Here is a 16,918-nt window from a genome sequence, read left to right as displayed (position 1 = left end):
GCTCAACCTAGAGCCAGTCTGCCCGGCGATCGTCGGACGTTCCGGTGTCCCAATTGCATGTCGTCGCAAACCTACCAGATCAACCGCCACGGGGCGCTGCTACTATCTTCAGATTGAAATGCAGTTGGGTGGTTATAACCTGACGGCAAGATAAATATCCGGACCAGACCGCTGGTGGTTCCCAGCCAGCACATTCAGTCGTGCTCACACGCCGCGTCGTTCTCGCGCTGAGTGGCGAATAAAACTTCAGGTCTGCGAGCGCCAGGGACCGGAACTAAAAGTTGTAATCTTGATTCGCTGCTTTTCCCGGAGGCACGATGTCGTCGCTGCCCTGTGCAGGGATGCCTCTACAAGTAGTGAAATGGAGATTGTCAACTTCAGATACTTGTTGCTAACTGGCTGATATTGCACGCGATCGAAAAAAGAGACCTGCGGTTCATTTTTGCTCGGCCAGAATGTCGCACCTTTACCAACGGTTTACATAATACCTACAAATTGAAGTGGCGGGACTTGATAACGAGAAAGTCATCGAACCCCGTGTTCGCCGCTCTGCCATTGCACTTCTGCTGACTGCTCCATTTCCACGACACCCCGCACATTGCGGACCAACGGTCGAAAACCGAGGGACCCTTAGTCATGCTCGCCAGTCTGTCTATTCGCGCCAAGATCACCATCGTTCTTTCATTTCTGCTACTGGCGATGACGGGTCTGGGCCTGGTCGCGGTTCGGAAGATGCAGGCGATCAACGCCAATGCGGTGGATATCCAGACCAGCTGGCTGCCGAGCGTTCGCCTGCTCGGTGATTTGCGTTCGGGTACGATCACCTATCGCAACGTGATCCGTCAGCACATGCTGTCCGAGACGCTCGAAGAAAAGCTGGCCAATGAGAAAACGCTCGAGACGGTGGTGACGAGCAACACCGCTATCCGCGCGAAGTATGAGAAGCTGATCACCTCGCCGGAAGAGCGCGTTCTCTATGAGGAGTGGAGCAAGGTCTGGGACGCCTACAGGAAAGGCACGCTCGATGTGATGGATCTGTCGCGCAAGAGCGCAGGCAAGATGCCTCAGGAAGCCAATCTGCTGAACACAAAGACGGTCAATCCAATCGGTCTGAAGGCTGACGAACTTCTCAACAAGGATATCGAGCTCAACCTGAAGGGCTCCGACGCTGCGGGTGCCGATGCCCTTGCCAATTACGACGCGGCCTTCTTGATCGTTGTCGCTATCCTCGCTATTTCGGCTGTGCTTGGCATTGGCATCGGTATCTATCTTGTGAAGGACGTCTCCAGCGGCATCGCCTCGATCGTCAAGCCGATGCAGGCACTGGGGCAAGGCGATCTGACCGCTATCGTGCCGCATCAGGGCATGAAGACCGAAATCGGCACCATGGGTGACGCGCTGCAGGTGTTCAAGCAGGCGCTGATCGACAAGCGTGCCGCGGACGAAGCGGCAGCTGCCGATGCTGAAGCCAAGATCGAACGCGGTCGCCGCGTCGATACCATCACCCGCGAGTTCGAAGCGATGATCGGAGAAATCGTCGAGACGGTGTCGTCAGCCTCGACCGAACTCGAAGCTTCTGCCGGTACGCTGACTGCGACCGCCGAGCGTTCGCAGGAGCTGACCACGACTGTGGCGGCCGCTTCGGAGGAAGCTTCGACGAATGTGCAGTCGGTTGCGTCCGCGACTGAAGAGATGGCCTCATCGGTGAACGAAATCAGCCGTCAGGTGCAGGAATCGGCGAGCATCGCCAACCAGGCTGTGGATCAGGCACGTCTCACCAACGATCGTGTCAGTGCCCTAGCCAGCGCGGCAGCACGCATCGGTGACGTCGTCGAGCTGATCAACAACATCGCCGGCCAGACCAATCTTCTGGCACTGAATGCAACGATTGAAGCGGCACGCGCCGGCGAAGCCGGTCGTGGCTTCGCGGTGGTTGCATCGGAAGTGAAGGCGCTGGCCGAGCAGACTGCAAAAGCCACCGGCGAGATCAGTACGCAGATTTCCGGCATCCAGGCAGCAACGCAGGAGTCGGTCGGAGCGATCAAGGAAATCGGCGATACCATCGGCCGCATGTCCGAGATCGCCTCGACCATCGCATCAGCGGTTGAAGAGCAGGGCGCAGCGACACAGGAAATCTCCCGCAACGTCCAGCAGGCAGCTCAGGGCACCATGCAGGTCTCGTCGAACATCACCGACGTACAGCGTGGCGCCAGCGAGACCGGCTCGGCATCCTCGCAGGTGCTCTCCGCAGCGCAGTCGCTGTCGTCCGACAGCACGCGTTTGAAGGTTGAAGTTAGCAAGTTCCTGAACGCTGTACGCGCTGCCTGATAGTACAAATATCGAGACATCGAAGCCGGCGCGTAAGCGCCGGCTTTTTCCATTGTCAAACGACGTCGCCTCTCGCGCATTCGCTCGGCGAATTATCTTGCTTGCGCAGGTTGCGAGCTACCGCGGGCGGCGGTGATGTTGCCACGCTTCTCAACTTTGTGCCTGGCGCAGGAAGTCTCCCGCAACGCGCAACAAGCCGCGCAGGGCATCGGCACGTTTTGTCGAACATCACCCGGGTGCAGCGCGGCGCAACGAAACCCGATTTAGCATCTACTCGGTGCCCTTCACAGCCCAGTCGCTCTCGTCGGATAGTGCTCGTCTGAAGGATGGAGTCGGTAAATTCATCACACCGCCCGCACCGTCTGAGGCGAAAACAGCTTGATTCCAGCGGGCGCACGCCGTTTCTTGCGGCATCTTGGTGATCTCTTAGTCATTTGCTGCAATCGTGTGAGCTGCATTTTTTGCGTGGAGCGGCATACCGTCGTCGCTGCAAGTTATTCGGACCGGCGGCGCGTCTTAGAAAGAGACCATGACCCCTCTTGATTATGAGTACTTGCAGAAGATCCTGAAAGAGCGTTCCGGACTGGTGTTATCGGCCGACAAGAAGTATCTGCTCGAAAGCAGGTTGATGCCGCTGGCGCGTAAGGCCGATGTCGCGGGGATCAGCGAGCTGGTGCAGAAGATGAAGGCTGGCTCCGAGCCGATGATTGCGGATGTGGTCGAAGCCATGACGACCAACGAGACCTTCTTCTTTCGCGACAAGACGCCGTTCGAGCACTTCCAGAACACGGTCATGCCGGACCTGATCAAGGCTCGTGCGGCCAAGCGCAGTCTGCGAATCTGGTGCGCCGCCGGCTCGACCGGGCAGGAGCCATATTCGCTCGCCATGATCGTGAAGGAACTCGGTGCCGCACTGACGGGGTGGCGCGTCGAGATCGTGGCCACGGATCTGTCGCCTGAAGTACTCGAAAAATCGCGCACCGGCGTTTACACCCAGTTCGAGGTGCAGCGCGGCCTGCCGATCCAGCTCTTGGTGAAATACTTCAAGCAGACCGGCACGACATGGCAGCTCAATGCCGACGTCCGCGCGATGGTTCAGTTCAGGCAGTTCAATCTGCTGCAGGACTACGCGCATCTCGGCAAGTTCGACGTCATCTTTTGCCGTAACGTGCTGATCTATTTCGATCAGGCGACCAAAACCGACATCTTCGGCAGGCTGGCAAAAGTCAGCGAAGCCGATGGCTATCTGTTTCTGGGTGCAGCCGAGACCGTGATCGGTCTGACCGACCGTTATCGGGTTTGTCCCGATCGCCGTGGTGTCTACCTGCCGATAGGCGCGCAAGCGTCGCCGTCGATCGTGCCCGGTGTGGGTGCCGGACTGAAATCCTCTTCCGCCAGCCTGCGCGCATAGGAGGGGTCATGGCAGACGAAGTTGCAACCAACGGACGCGTTATCTTCGGGCGCGGCTACAATGTCTGGATCATGGCCATCGACGGCACATGGCGGCGCAGTTGCGTGCTCAAAGCCGTGTCGAGCCATGATGCCGAGTTGATCCTCGATAGCTCTATCGAGGGCCTCAACCTCAAGGAATTCTTCCTGTTGCTGTCATCGACGGGGCTTGCCTATCGCCGATGCGAACTGGTGAAGGTGAACGGCGCCCAGATCGACATTCGCTTCCTGAACACCAAGGGCAACAAGAAGAAATCGCCGGCAAAGAGCGATCACGGCGATATGGCTGACGCCTGATCATCAGGTGTCAGTGCCCGCCACACTCGTATCGGAAAATTCGCTGTTGCCGCATTGCCCGCACCATGCGCATGGTCGGATATGAGCATCATGTTCGAAGAACTGGACTATCGTCCGACGCCGATGGGCGTGCTGACACTGCGCCGCCGCCGAAAGCCGGGGACTGAAACCGACATCTACGAGATCAAGCTCGGCGACGAATTCCTGATGTCGAGCGCATTCACCGCTGCCGAGATTGCTCTGGCCGATATCGGCTTGGCTTCGCTGGCCGGCAGTGGGTTGGATGTTGTCGTTGGCGGTCTCGGTCTGGGCTACACCGCGCAGGCGGTTCTCGCGCACCAGAGGGTGGGTTCACTCGTTGTCATTGACGCGTTGCCTGAAGTGATTGAGTGGCATCAGGCCGGCCTGATCCCGATCGGCCGCGAACTGTCGGCGGATGGGCGCTGCCGCCTCGTGCATGGCGACTTCTTCAAGATGGCGACGTCGGCGCAGGGCTATCTCGATCCCGATGCCTCCGGCCGCCGCTTCGATGCGGTACTGGTGGATATCGATCATGCGCCGGACAATCTGCTGCATCCAAGCCATGCTGTGCTCTACACGGCCGCGGGGCTGCAGCGTCTGTCGGAGCATCTCAAACCCGGCGGCGTGTTTGCGCTGTGGTCGAACGATCCACCAGATACTGCCTTCACGGCGGTGATGGGGAGCGTGTTCGGTGCGGTGAGCGCGCATGTCGTGGCATTCGATAATCTGAATGCCGATGAGGAAGTGTCCAACACGGTCTATGTAGGAACCAGGTTGAACGAGACCGCGTAGCAATCAGCGGCGCTACTCTGCGGCTTCCTTTGCGAGCACAGGCTTGTCCGATTGTTCGTCGTTGTCGCGCTTCGATCGCCCCCAGCCGGACATGATGTTGGAAAGCTGGTCGAGATAGACATAGATCACCGGCGTGGTGAACAGCGTCAGCGCCTGGCTGACGATGAGGCCGCCGACCATGGCATAACCGAGCGGCTGGCGGATTTCGGAGCCAGTGCCGGTGCCGAGCATCAACGGCACGCCGCCGAGCAGCGCCGCCATGGTCGTCATCATGATCGGGCGGAAACGCATCAACGCCGCCTTGCGGATCGATTCAGTTGGCGAGAGATGCTCGTCGCGCTCCGCCGCGATGGCGAAGTCGATCATCATGATGCCGTTCTTCTTTACGATGCCGATTAGTAGGATGATGCCGATAAGGGCGATCAGACTGAAGTCAAAGCCGAACGCCATCAGGATCGCCAGCGCGCCGACGCCCGCCGAGGGCAGCGTGGATAGGATCGTCAACGGATGGATATAGCTCTCATAGAGAATACCGAGGATCAGATAGACGACAACCAGCGCGGCCATGATAAGCAGCGGCACTGAGCTCAACGACTGCTGGAATGCCTGCGCAGTGCCCTGGAAGCTGCTGCTCAGCGTGGTCGGCGCACCAATCTCGACCATCGCTCGTTCGACGGCTTGCGTCGCGTCGCCCAGCGCTGCCCCCTGTGCGAGGTTGAAGCTGATCGTGGTGGCCGGGAACTGTCCCTGATGGCTGATCGACAACGGTCGTACCGGGACACTGGTCCAGGTCGCGAAGGTCGCCAGCGGCACCTGTTCGCCTGTGGTGGGCGACTTGATGTAGATCTTGTTCAGAGAGTCGATGGTGCCCTGCAGCTCCGGCAGGACCTCAAGGATCACGTGATAGCTGTTGAGCTGCGTGAAGTACTGGGTCACCTGGCGCTGGCCGAAGGCATCGTACAACGTGTCGTCGATCAGTTGCGGCTGGATGCCGTATCTCGCAGCCGTGTCTCGGTTGATCTTGAGCTGGAGCGTCGTGCCTTGGGTCTGCTGGTCGGTCGCGACGTCGCGCAGTTCCGGCAGCGTCTGCATCTTGGCAAGGATTTTCGGTGCCCAGGCATTGAGCTCGTTGAGGTCGGCGTCCTGCAGCGTGAACTGGAATTGCGTGCGGCTCGGCCGGCCGCCAAGGCGAACATCCTGTGCAGCCTGCATGAATAGCCGGATGCCTTCGACCTTTTCGAGCTTTGGACGCAGTCGGGCGATGATCTGCTGGGCATTGGCGTTGCGCTGCTCGATCGGCTTCAGCGTGATGAACATGTTGCCGTTGTTCTCGGCACGTCCGCTGCCGCCGAGGTTCATGGCGACGGAGGCGACGGCGGGATCGGCCTGCACGATCTTGCCGATCTCCTCCTGGCGCCGGACCATGTCGGCAAAGGAGATGTCCTGATTGGCTTCGGACGTTCCGGTGATCAGGCCGACGTCCTGCTGCGGGAAGAAACCTTTCGGAATGATCACGAACAGATAGACTGACAGAGCGAGCGTGGCGAAGAACACGAATAGAGTGGTCAATCGCCAGCGCAGCACGAGGTCGAGGCCGCGTTCATAAGCGCGCAGCATGGCGTCGAAGCCCCGCTCGCTCCATTCGTACAGCTTGTTGTGCTTCTCGCCCTGTTTGTGCGCGCGCAGGAAGCGCGAGGCCATCATCGGGGTCAGGGTCAGCGACACCACCATCGAGACGAAGATCGTCATCGTCAGAACCACCGCAAATTCGCGGAACAGACGCCCGATGATGCCGCCCATCAGAAGCAGCGGAATCAGCACCGCGACCAGCGAGATGCTGATCGACACGATCGTGAAGCCGATCTGTTGCGCGCCCTTGAACGCGGCGGCCATCGGCTTCTCGCCTTCCTCGATGTATCGCGTGATGTTTTCCAGCATTACGATCGCGTCGTCGACGACGAAGCCGACGGCGATGGTGAGTGCCATCAGCGAGAGATTATCGAGCGTATAGCCGAATACGTACATCAGGGCGCAGGCGCCGAGCAGCGCCAGCGGTACGGTCACCGTCGGAATGACCGTAGCCCAGAAATTCCGAAGGAAGACGAAGATGACCATCACGACCAGTGCGATGGTGAGCAATAGCGTGTATTGCACGTCGGCGACGGCAGCGCGAATGGTTGTGGTGCGATCGCTGATGACATCGATCTTGATGGCCGGCGAGATCGTGGCGACAAGCTGCGGCAGCGTCGCCTTGATCTTGTCGACGGTATCGATGACGTTAGCGCCAGGCTGTTTGAAAACGACCAGGAACACGCCGCGCTTGCCATTCGCCCAGGCGAGCTGTTTGGCGTCTTCCGGACCGGTGACCGCACGGCCGATGTCGCGAATGCGGAGCGGACCGCCGTTGCGGTAGGCGATGATGATGTCGTTCCAGTCCTTCGCCTCGAGCAGCTGGTCGTTGGCGTAGATCGTGTAGGAGCGCGTGGCCCCATCGATATTGCCCTTCGGGCTGTCGACGGTGGTGATCGCGATCTGGCTACGGACGTCCTCCAGCGACAATCCCTTGGCGACGAGCTTGGCCGGGTCGACCTGGATGCGAACGGACGGCTTTTGCTGTCCGCCGATGACCACCTGCGCCACGCCCGCGATCTGACTGATCTGCTGGGCGAGCTGCGCATCGACACTATCGCTGACGGTCGTCAGGGGCAGGGTGTCGGATGTCGCGGAAAGCAGCATGATCGGCGCGTCAGCCGGGTTGACCTTGCGGTAGGTCGGCGGGCTGGGGAGGTTCTTGGGCAACTGGCCGCTGGCGGCGTTGATAGCCGCTTGCACGTCATTGGCGGCGCCGTCGATCGAACGGTTGAGGTCGAACTGGATGGTGACCGCCGCCGTGCCGAGATAGCTCGTCGAGGTCATCTGCGAGATGCCAGGGATTTGCGCGAATTGTCGCTCCAGCGGTTGCGCAACCGACGAAGCCATCGTTTCGGGGCTGCCGCCCGGAAGGCTGGCGGAGACCTGGATGGTGGGGAAGTCGACCTGCGGAAGCGGTGCGACCGGAAGCATAGGGTAGGCGACGAGACCTACGAAGAGAATGCCGGCCATCAGCAGTGAGGTGCCAATGGGGTAGCGGATAAACGGCCCTGAAATACCCCCGCTCATTCTGCTTTGACCTTCGATTGGTTGTCACCGGAATTGGCGACGGCGGTGCTAACCAAAGATCCCGGCTGTACCTTGTACTGGCCGGACACAATGACCTGCTGACCCGGTGTCAAACCGCTCTCGATAACCGTGCGCCCGTCGATTGACTGAGTAGCCTTGATCTTCTGCACCTCGGCCTTGTTGTCCTGATTGACACTGTAGGCGTAGAGCCCGTCATTGCCGTGCTGGATCGCGTCATCGGGAATGACAGTGGCGTCCTTGAGCGTGGTGACGAGCAGACGGGTCGAGATTGACTGGCCGGGCCACAGCGCGTGATCCTTGTTATCAAACACGGCCTTCAGCCGAATAGTGCCGCTGGTGGTATCGACCTGATTGTTGATCAAAGCGAGCTTGCCCGTGGATAGTACGCGCTTGCCGTCGGTGGTCATGGCGATCACAGCGGGAGGCGCGACGGCGAGCGCCGCCTTGATCTGCGGAAGCTGCTCTTCGGGCGCGGTGAATATCGCAGCGATAGGCTCGACCTGGGCGATGGTGACAATGCCGGTCTGGGTCGAAGCATTTACGATGTTGCCTTGATCGACCTGGCGGAAGCCGGTGACGCCTGCGATCGGGGCGCGAATGGTCGCGTAGTCGAGCTGTGTCTGGGCGTTGGAAATTGCTGCTTCATCGGCTGCGATCTGCGCGGTGAGCTGCTGCACCGTCGACCGTTGTGTGTCTGTTTGTTGCTTGGTCGCGAATTCGCCGAGTTTAGTGTAACGCTGCAGGTCGAGATTGGCGTTGGCGATATTGGCCTCGTCCTGCGCTTTCTTGGCTTTGGCCTGATCGAGGGCGGCCTGGAACGGGCGCGGATCAATCTCTGCCAGAACGTCACCCTGCTTGACATACTGGCCCTCAACAAAGGCGATGCGATCGATCTGGCCGTCAACACGCGTTCGGACGACAACCGTGTTGAAGCCCTGAACGTTTCCGAGACCGGTCAGATAGACCGGGAAATCCGATTTCTCGACGGGGGCGATCTTCACGGGAACAGGGGCTGGACCGCGTGGTTTGTTGGCGCTCGCCTGCTTTGCTGCAGTAGTTGCGTAGTGTTGCCAGGCAACGTATCCGCCGGCCCCCAGTATCGCCAGAACGATTAGTCCGGTCCATCGAAAACGATTAAGCGTTGTCATGGTGATCTCATCAATCTCTTGGCAACTACTGAGGCGGACATGCGCGTCCGATGCTCACTCACTCGAGTGGCTCTGATCAGCTAGGTCGCGACTCAAATGCTGTAAACACACGACCGCTTGAATGTGTGCTTCATTGCCAAATCTTCATGTAGGCGCTGACGATTATGAGTACCGTTGCACCGCTCGGTCCGACCACAATGATCGGCTTGGTAGGCGACTATGCAGCCAGTTTTGTGCGCCGTATTGGATAATCCAGCGGCGAGTTGTGAGGCGCCTGCAGTTGTAACTGCGCGCCGTATCCGTCATAGCCTCGTCAAAGCCGACATTACGGCGGATAATGCGAACAATCCGGAGTGTAACATGGACGAGTTGAACGGGCGGATGATCGCCTGTCAGATTTTGATCACCGGACTGATCGCGCGGGTCGCCAATGAATCGCCGGATCCGCTGCGCTTCCTGACCGACTATCGGGACGAGATCAAAGCCGTCGTGCGTGGCATCAACATCGCCGGGATGGAGAACACGGATCGGGTCAGGCAGTCGGCGCTTGCAACTGTCGACGAGATGTTCTCGCTGATGAAACCGCCCAGCTCGGATTGAAAGCGATCGTTGCGGATCGTTGCTGGTGCCGATTTGTCGATGTCAGTCCGTCAGTCGCGTACTACAAGATTAGAATGATTTTAGTTTAGAAGTATTGTTATCTGGATGTATTCAAACGTGTGACTGTCGTGATTTTGCCCTAATGTGTTGACGCTTCCGCTCGTGCCAAGCTACCGCTGCTTCGAATTGGCGCAGAATTAGCTGCGTATGGGACGGCAGGGGCAGGTTTTATGGGTTTTGCGAAGATTCCGGTATCGTTGCGTTCGAGCCCTACGACAGCCACCAACGAACGATCCGATAGCAATCACTCCGCCCGCAAGACCTCTGCCGTTGCTGGCATGATCGCCGTCGCCTCGTTCGGCGGCGCGGAAGCCCAGCAATCGGTACTCCCGCCGGTAACGGTCGATGCACCGGTCACGCGGCCGCGTCCGGCGGTGCGGCCGACACCCGATCAGATACGCGCGCGAACCGCACTGCGGCGCGCGGCGCGCCGGACCCAGCCAGTGCAAGTGGCGCCGGTGCCTTACCCGAATGCGGGTGGTCTCGCGGCCGACGCCAATCCCTATGCCGATGCTGCAGCGCCTTATAAAGGCGACCGGCTCGCGGGAACCAAATTCTCCGAAAAGCTGATCGACACGCCGCGCACGGTCACCGTGCTGACCAAGGAAATCCTCGAAGACAAGAATGCGACGAGCCTGAAGGAAGTCGCGCGCACCACGGCAGGTGTTACGCTCGGTACGGGCGAGGGCGGCAACGCTTTCGGTGATCGCTTTTTTATCCGCGGATTCGATGCACGAAACGACATCTTCATCGACGGTGTGCGCGATCCGGCCATCAGCATTCGTGAAAATTTCTTCACCGAGCAGGTCGAGATTCTGCGTGGTCCGGCGTCGTCCTTTGCTGGTCGTGGCACGGCAGGTGGCGCCATCAATATCGTGACCAAACAGGCCGGTGACCGTAATTTCCAGAAGGTCGAAACGACCTATGGCACCGATCAGACCAAGCGGATTACCTTTGACGTCAATCAGGTAGTCAGCCCGACCCTGAGCCTGCGTAGCGGCGGACTTTACCAGGATGCCGAAGTGGCCGGCCGGAACTACGTGACCGACGATCGCTGGGGAGCATTCGCTGCTCTGAAATGGACGCCGACGGACGCCTTCAAGGTCACAGCCAACTACGTCCACACAGATCTCAGCGGCCTGCCGGATTTCGGCGTACCCTATAACCGCACGGCGCGTGCGCCTGTTACCGACATTAACGTGCCGCGGGAAACCTATTACGGCTTCGTCAACCGCGACTTTCAGAAGGCCCGGCAGGATTTCGGTACAGTGATCGGCGAATTGAAGATCACGCCCGATATCACGCTCACCAACAAGACCCGGCTGGAGCGCTCGATCCTCGACTATGTTGGAACACTGCCCAGCAATGCCACGGCAACCACTGCGACGCTCTCCGCGCAGAGCCGCTACCAGGTTACGGATGTGGTGGCCAACGTCACCGACGCGACGTTCAAGTTTGACGCTTACGGAATCAAGAACACGCTGGTGACCGGCGTCGAGATTTCGCAGGAAAGCGTGATGCGCGATAACTATACGGGTCTGACGTCGGAGCTGAACGGCATTTTGACCGGTACCCAGCTCATCGTGCCGATCGCCAATCCGCCCAACTTGTTCCCATTCAACAATGCGCCCCAGCGCGCCAACAATCCGACCAATATCAACGTCGACACCAAGGCGGCTTACGCCATTCATACGGCCAATTTCCAGGACGTGGTGATCCTCAACGGAGGCATCCGCTACGACGACTATGAGATCAACGGCTCTAACCGGACTTCAAGTACGGGCGTGAAGACCGGCATGGTCAATTACAACCTTGGAGCTGTCCTGAAGCCGGTGCCATATGGCAGCCTGTATGGCGCCTTCGCCACATCGTCCAATCCGGTCGGTGCGGAACTCGATGCGACTGGCACGGCGTATGGCGGACTTGTGGTCAACAATACAACTTTCCAGGCCTTGGCTCCCGAAGAAAACCGGTCGTCGGAAGTGGGCACCAAGTGGGAGCTGTTCGATCGCCACCTGTTGGTCACCGCGGCGCTGTTCGAGACCGTCAAGAGCAATGCTCGCGAAACAAGCGGAAATGACATCATCGCTGGTGCGCAATATCGCGTGCGCGGTGTCGATCTTGGCATGGGCGGCAAAATCACCCCACGCTGGAGCATGTTCGCCGGTGCCGTGTTCATGGAATCCAGGGTGCTGAAGTCAATCGATCCGACGCAGGTCGGCGCGCAACTCGCCAACATCGCGCACGAATCCTTCAATTTGCTGACCAAGTATCAGATCACCGAGCCGTGGGAGATTGGGGGGCAAGCAACCTATGCTTCGCAGATCTACGGCGGCACCTTCGGTGCGGTTAACGGAAACGTGTTGCCGTCGCACTGGCGGTTTGACGCCTTTACAGAGTACAGGTTCGACAAGCACCTGAAGGCGAAAGTATCGGTCAACAATATCTTCGATACGGTCTATTACGACGCGTTCTATCGCAGCAATACGCCGTTCACGTTCATCGCGCCGGGGCGGTCCGTCTGGTTTACTCTGATGGGGTCACTGTGATCGTCTGTTGTTATGCTGATCTGCATCCCTGATGTTCTGAGCAAAAGTGATGTGGCGGAGTTCCGCCGCATCATGGATGCGGCCGGTTGGGAGGACGGTCGCTCGACGGCTGGCGCACAATCGGCGCTGGTCAAAAGGAACGAGCAACTGCCGCCGGATAGCGACGTGGCGCGCGCGCTTGGCAATCGCATCATCTCGGCACTGACGTCGAATCCGCGGTTTTTATCTGCGGCAATTCCGTTGCATATCTTTCCGCCGCTGTTCAATCGTTATGTCGCATCGGACGGACATCACTTCGGCGTGCATGTCGACAATGCGGTGCGCGGGGACCATCTCACCGGCATGCGTATCCGCACTGACCTGTCGGTGACATTGTTCCTCTCTGAACCCGAGGAATATGAAGGCGGTGAGCTTGTCATTGAAGACAATTACGGCTCACACGAGGTGAAGCTGCCGGCCGGCCATCTCGTACTTTATCCTGCTTCCAGTTTGCACCTTGTAACGCCTCTAAGGGCAGGTATGCGCGTAGCGTCTTTTTTCTGGCTTCAGAGCATGATACGTGATGCTCACGCGCGCAGCATGATCTTCGATCTCGACAGCGCGATTCAGAGCCTAGTTGAACGTCTCGGAAGGGACGACCCAGAAACGGTCAAATTGACGGGCATCTATCATAATCTCATCCGCTACTGGGCCGAGGTATAAGCTTGTTTAGAACCGTTCTTAAGTCGCTGGCTGTGCTGGCAGTGGTTGCGTTTGCTTCGCCAATCATTGCGCAGCAGGCTGCAAAGCCCGTGGCGCCAGTGGTTACTCAGGCAGCTCCCACTGTGGCGCCGGCCCCGGTAACTTCTCAGCCGAGCAGCCCAGTAGCGAGCCCGGCCGCTTCGACAGCTCTTGCGAGCCCGGTGGCTGAGGCCGCCGCCAGGCCGATGGTCGCGACCGGTGAGCATGATCTGTCGCCCTGGAAAATGTTCATGGGTGCCGACATCATCGTCAAGGCGGTGATGGTGGGTCTGGCTTTCGCATCGGTCGTCACCTGGACGGTCGGCATCTTCAAGATGATGGAACTGAGCTGGGCGATGCGTCGCCTGAAGGGTGCGCTCCGCAAGATCGGTGAATCGCGTTCGCTGTCCGAAGCGCAGATGGCACTCGGTGAGCGCGGCACGATCCTGTCGCGGTTTTTGGCGGCAGCGATGCGGGAAGGGCGGATGTCCGCCGGCATTTCGAGCGATGAAGGCATCAAGGAGCGCGCCGCGTCGAGCTTTGGCGAAATCGTTCGCGCTGAAGGCCGCAAGGTGCGCACCGGCATGGGCGTGCTCGCCACTATCGGCGCAACGTCGCCGTTCGTTGGACTGTTCGGCACCGTGTGGGGCATCATGAACAGCTTCATCGGTATCTCGAAGTCGCAGACCACAAATCTTGCGGTTGTCGCGCCCGGCATTGCCGAAGCGCTGCTGGCGACCGCGATCGGCCTCGTCGCGGCGATCCCGGCGGTCATCATCTACAATCACTTCTCGCGCGTCACGAAGGCCTACATGGAAATCGTCGGCCGCGCTCAAGGCGCCGCCGGACGTTTGCTCTCACGTGATCTCGATCGCACCCACTCCAGTTCACACGCACGCGCGGCGGCTGAATAGCCATGGGTATGTCGCTTTCCGAAGGTTCTGATGACGATGATGATTTCGCTGAAAATCACGAAATCAACGTCACACCCTTCATCGACGTCATTCTGGTTCTGCTGATCATCTTCATGGTGGCAGCGCCACTGTCGACGGTGGACTTGCCGATCAATCTGCCATCCTCCACGGCGACGCCGCAGAAGAAGCCGGACAAGCCGACTTATGTGAGCATCAAGCCAGATCTCGCTGTCGCGATCGGCGAGAACATGGTCAAGCGCGTCGATCTCGTGCGCCAGCTCGATGCGATGGGCGACGGCAACAAGGATCGTCCGATCTTCCTGCGCGTCGATCGCGGTGTGCCCTATGGCGAATTCTTTGACGTAATGGAACGGCTGCGTGCCGGTGGCTATCAGAAGACCAAGCTTGTTGCGCTGGAAGGTGTTCCGGATGCCGCTGCGGCATCACCGGCACTGACCGCTGCGCCTGACGCGCCGAAGCCCTGACGTTACGGAAGCGATATGTCCGAGCTCGATAGAAAGTCGTCCTGGCGACTGTGGCTGATCGCGGCGCTTGTCGCCGTGGTGCTGCATGTCGGTGGTATCGCTGCGGCCGTGTTCGAGATGCAGCAAGAGGACGACGACGGCCTCGGTGCCAATGCCATCGAAGTCGGGATGGAAATGTTGTCCCCGGACGTCGAGCCGACCGATCTGCCGCAGGGCCCGGACTCGGAGGCCTCGACTGCATCTCCGGCCGTTCAGGAGCAGAAGGCTGTCGAGAAGCAGTCCGATCTCCCGAAGGAGACGCCGCACGAGAGCGAAGAACCCGATCAGGTCGTGACCGAGAACAAGGCGACCAAGCCCGAAGAAGAGACACCCGAAAAGGCGCAGAAGCAGCAGCAGGCGTCGCAGGAATCCGTCGCGTCGGAAGCCGCCGCGCAGCAGAAGCTCGATGATTCCAAGACTGGCGAGAAAGCGCAGGCACAGCAGGGCGGCATCGGTACCGACAAGAAGCGCCTGTCGACAATCTGGTCGAAGCAGCTCAGCGCCTATCTCGAAAAGAACAAGCGCTATCCGCAGGAGCGCCAGCAGAAGACGGCCGAAGTGACGGTGAATTTCGAGATCGACCGCCTCGGCAAGGTTCTGGCTGTGCGGGTGGTGAAGGGCTCCGGCGACGCTGCGTTTGACGAAGCTGCAGTGGCCATGGTCCGTCGCTCCGATCCGCTGCCGGCGCCGCCGCCGTTGATTGCCGACGACGGCCTGAGCTTTACCGTGCCCGTGATCTTCCGCGTCAAGGGCAAGGGCTGACGAGAAGGGCGACTTAGTAGGTCGCTCGTCCGCCCGAAATATCGAACACTGCGCCGGTCGAGAAGGCACAGTCTTCCGAGGCCAGCCACGCAGCCATCGCGGCCAGTTCCTGTACCAGTACGAAACGTCCTTTCGGAATCTTCGACAGCATGAAGTTGATGTGCTGTTCCGTCATCTGGTCGAAGATCGCCGTCTTCGCCGCAGCAGGCGTGATGGCGTTGACATTGATCTCGTGGCTGGCCAGTTCCTTTCCGAGCGACTTGGTCAGCGCGATCAGGCCGGCCTTCGATGCCGAATAGTGCGAGGCGTTCGGATTGCCTTCCTTGCCGGCGATCGAGGCGATGTTGACGATACGGCCGTAATTCTGCTTCAGCATCACCGGTACGACGGCCTTGCAACACAGGAACGGGCCGTCGAGATTGATGCGCATCACCTTGCGCCAGTCGTCGTAATCGATCTCCCACACCGGCTTGTTGAATCCCGTGATGCCGGCATTGTTGACCAGGATATCGATCTTGCCGAACTCTTGAAGCGTCGCATCGCGAGCTTCATCAATTGAAGCCACGTCGGTGACGTCGACTTTGAGCGCAATCACTTCGTCGCCGATTTCGCTTGCCGTCTTCACGGCCAGGTTAATATCCTGATCCCAGATCGCCACCTTGGCGCCGGAAGCCACGAAGCGTTCGGTGATCGCGCGCCCGAATCCCTGAGCGCCGCCGGTGACAACGGCGCAGCGGCCGTTCAGGTCGATCTTGTTCATGGTGATGATTCCTTACGCTACAGCGTCCAGCCGCCGTCGATGATGTGCGCGACGCCGGTGGTGAAGGCGCTCTCGTCGCTGGCGAGATAGACGGCGAGGGATGCGATTTCCTCGGCGGTGCCCAGGCGCCCCATCGGCTGCCGGCTCACGAAAAGTTCGCGGCCATTCGGACCAGCGGCCGCGGCGCGGTCGAGCATCGATGGCGTTTCGATCGTGCCGGGGCAGATCGCATTGCAGCGAATGCCTTTGGTGATGTAGTCGACGGCCACAGCACGGGTGAGGGCGGCGACGGCGGCTTTGGTTGCGCCATAGACGTAGCGGTTCGGCGCTGCCTTGAAGACACCGGCGGCCGAGGAAATGTTGACGATCGCACCATTGCCGCGCGCGAGCATGCCGGGCAGGAACGCACGGATGGTCCGGTGCATCGATTTGACGTTGAGGTCGAACGAGAAGTCCCAGTCGGAATCGGAGCATTCCAGTGCTGCGCCATGATGCACGAAGCCGGCGGCATTCAGCAGGATATCGATATCGCCGACCTTCTTCGCCATCGCTTCGACGGCAGCCGTGTCGCGCACGTCGAGCCGCGCGGTCTCGGCGATGCCATCTTTAGTCAACAGCGCCACGCCCTTGTCGTCGATATCGGTGGCGAACACTGTTGCGCCTTCCCGTGCAAAGGCCAGCGCGCAGGCGCGGCCGATGCCGACGGCGCCAGCGGTGACGAAGGCGCGTTTGCCTTTCAAGCGGTCAGACATGTGAGTTCTCCCTGAAATTTTTCATTCACTCTCCGCCGTCGTTGCGAGCTCAGGAAAAGCCG

14 protein-coding genes are annotated in these 16,918 nt (G+C 59.6%); 10 read left to right on the top strand and 4 right to left on the bottom strand.

Features of this window, described 5'->3' with window-relative positions; genetic code table 11:
• Positions 1 to 636 precede the first annotated feature (636 nt).
• The 4 genes from CIW50_RS08285 (at position 637) to CIW50_RS08270 (ending at position 4,887) form a co-directional block, all read left to right on the top strand.
• Entirely contained in the window at positions 637 to 2,328 is a 1,692-nt protein-coding gene (locus tag CIW50_RS08285; RefSeq protein WP_149530790.1) for a methyl-accepting chemotaxis protein, read from the top strand.
• Positions 2,329 to 2,857: 529 nt separating this feature from the next.
• Positions 2,858 to 3,739 (top strand): CheR family methyltransferase, encoded by an 882-nt coding sequence (locus CIW50_RS08280; RefSeq protein WP_149530789.1) that lies wholly within the window; start codon positions 2,858 to 2,860, stop codon positions 3,737 to 3,739.
• A gap of 8 nt (positions 3,740 to 3,747) precedes the next feature.
• Positions 3,748 to 4,074: a PilZ domain-containing protein gene (locus CIW50_RS08275; protein WP_149530788.1), complete on the top strand. Its 327-nt coding sequence runs from the start codon at positions 3,748 to 3,750 to the stop codon at positions 4,072 to 4,074.
• A 90-nt stretch (positions 4,075 to 4,164) separates the two neighbouring features.
• Positions 4,165 to 4,887: a spermine/spermidine synthase domain-containing protein gene (locus CIW50_RS08270; RefSeq protein ID WP_197738355.1), complete on the top strand. Its 723-nt coding sequence runs from the start codon at positions 4,165 to 4,167 to the stop codon at positions 4,885 to 4,887.
• Positions 4,888 to 4,899: 12 nt separating this feature from the next.
• Here CIW50_RS08270 and CIW50_RS08265 read toward each other — a convergent pair whose 3' ends face one another.
• Together CIW50_RS08265 and CIW50_RS08260 are read right to left on the bottom strand one after the other, a co-directional pair.
• Positions 4,900 to 8,046, bottom strand: coding sequence for a multidrug efflux RND transporter permease subunit (locus CIW50_RS08265; RefSeq protein ID WP_149530786.1), 3,147 nt, complete (start codon positions 8,044 to 8,046; stop codon positions 4,900 to 4,902).
• On the bottom strand, positions 8,043 to 9,215 hold the full coding sequence (locus CIW50_RS08260) for an efflux RND transporter periplasmic adaptor subunit (RefSeq protein ID WP_149530785.1): 1,173 nt from the start codon (positions 9,213 to 9,215) through the stop codon (positions 8,043 to 8,045). Before CIW50_RS08260 ends, CIW50_RS08265 begins: the two co-directional genes overlap by 4 nt.
• A 360-nt stretch (positions 9,216 to 9,575) precedes the next feature.
• Between CIW50_RS08260 and CIW50_RS08255 the strand changes: the two genes are divergently transcribed.
• The 6 genes from CIW50_RS08255 to CIW50_RS08230 all read left to right on the top strand — a co-directional run bounded on the left by CIW50_RS08255 (position 9,576) and on the right by CIW50_RS08230 (position 15,344).
• Entirely contained in the window at positions 9,576 to 9,815 is a 240-nt protein-coding gene (locus tag CIW50_RS08255) for a hypothetical protein (RefSeq protein WP_149531557.1), read from the top strand.
• Positions 9,816 to 10,045: 230 nt separating this feature from the next.
• A complete protein-coding gene (locus CIW50_RS08250; RefSeq protein WP_149530784.1) occupies positions 10,046 to 12,424 on the top strand; it encodes a TonB-dependent receptor in 2,379 nt (792 codons plus the stop codon).
• 12 nt (positions 12,425 to 12,436) lie between these two features.
• A complete protein-coding gene (locus tag CIW50_RS08245; RefSeq protein ID WP_149530783.1) occupies positions 12,437 to 13,126 on the top strand; it encodes a Fe2+-dependent dioxygenase in 690 nt (229 codons plus the stop codon).
• Between the two features lie 2 nt (positions 13,127 to 13,128).
• Positions 13,129 to 14,058 carry a tonB-system energizer ExbB gene (gene exbB, locus CIW50_RS08240; protein ID WP_149530782.1) on the top strand — a complete coding sequence of 310 codons (930 nt, stop codon included), beginning with the start codon at positions 13,129 to 13,131 and terminating at the stop codon, positions 14,056 to 14,058.
• Positions 14,059 to 14,060: 2 nt separating this feature from the next.
• Positions 14,061 to 14,543 (top strand): TonB system transport protein ExbD, encoded by a 483-nt coding sequence (exbD, locus tag CIW50_RS08235; RefSeq protein WP_149530781.1) that lies wholly within the window; start codon positions 14,061 to 14,063, stop codon positions 14,541 to 14,543.
• A gap of 15 nt (positions 14,544 to 14,558) precedes the next feature.
• A complete protein-coding gene (locus CIW50_RS08230; protein WP_149530780.1) occupies positions 14,559 to 15,344 on the top strand; it encodes an energy transducer TonB family protein in 786 nt (261 codons plus the stop codon).
• 13 nt (positions 15,345 to 15,357) lie between these two features.
• On the opposite strand, the gene CIW50_RS08225 is transcribed toward CIW50_RS08230, so the two are convergent.
• Positions 15,358 to 16,104: an SDR family NAD(P)-dependent oxidoreductase gene (locus CIW50_RS08225; RefSeq protein WP_149530779.1), complete on the bottom strand. Its 747-nt coding sequence runs from the start codon at positions 16,102 to 16,104 to the stop codon at positions 15,358 to 15,360.
• A gap of 17 nt (positions 16,105 to 16,121) precedes the next feature.
• Entirely contained in the window at positions 16,122 to 16,856 is a 735-nt protein-coding gene (locus CIW50_RS08220) for an SDR family oxidoreductase (protein WP_068730627.1), read from the bottom strand.
• Positions 16,857 to 16,918: the final 62 nt, after the last annotated feature.

The organism is Tardiphaga sp. P9-11, assembly GCF_008329525.1.
Classification (GTDB): Bacteria; Pseudomonadota; Alphaproteobacteria; order Rhizobiales; family Xanthobacteraceae; genus Tardiphaga.
This window is presented reverse-complemented; position numbering and strand designations above follow the sequence as displayed.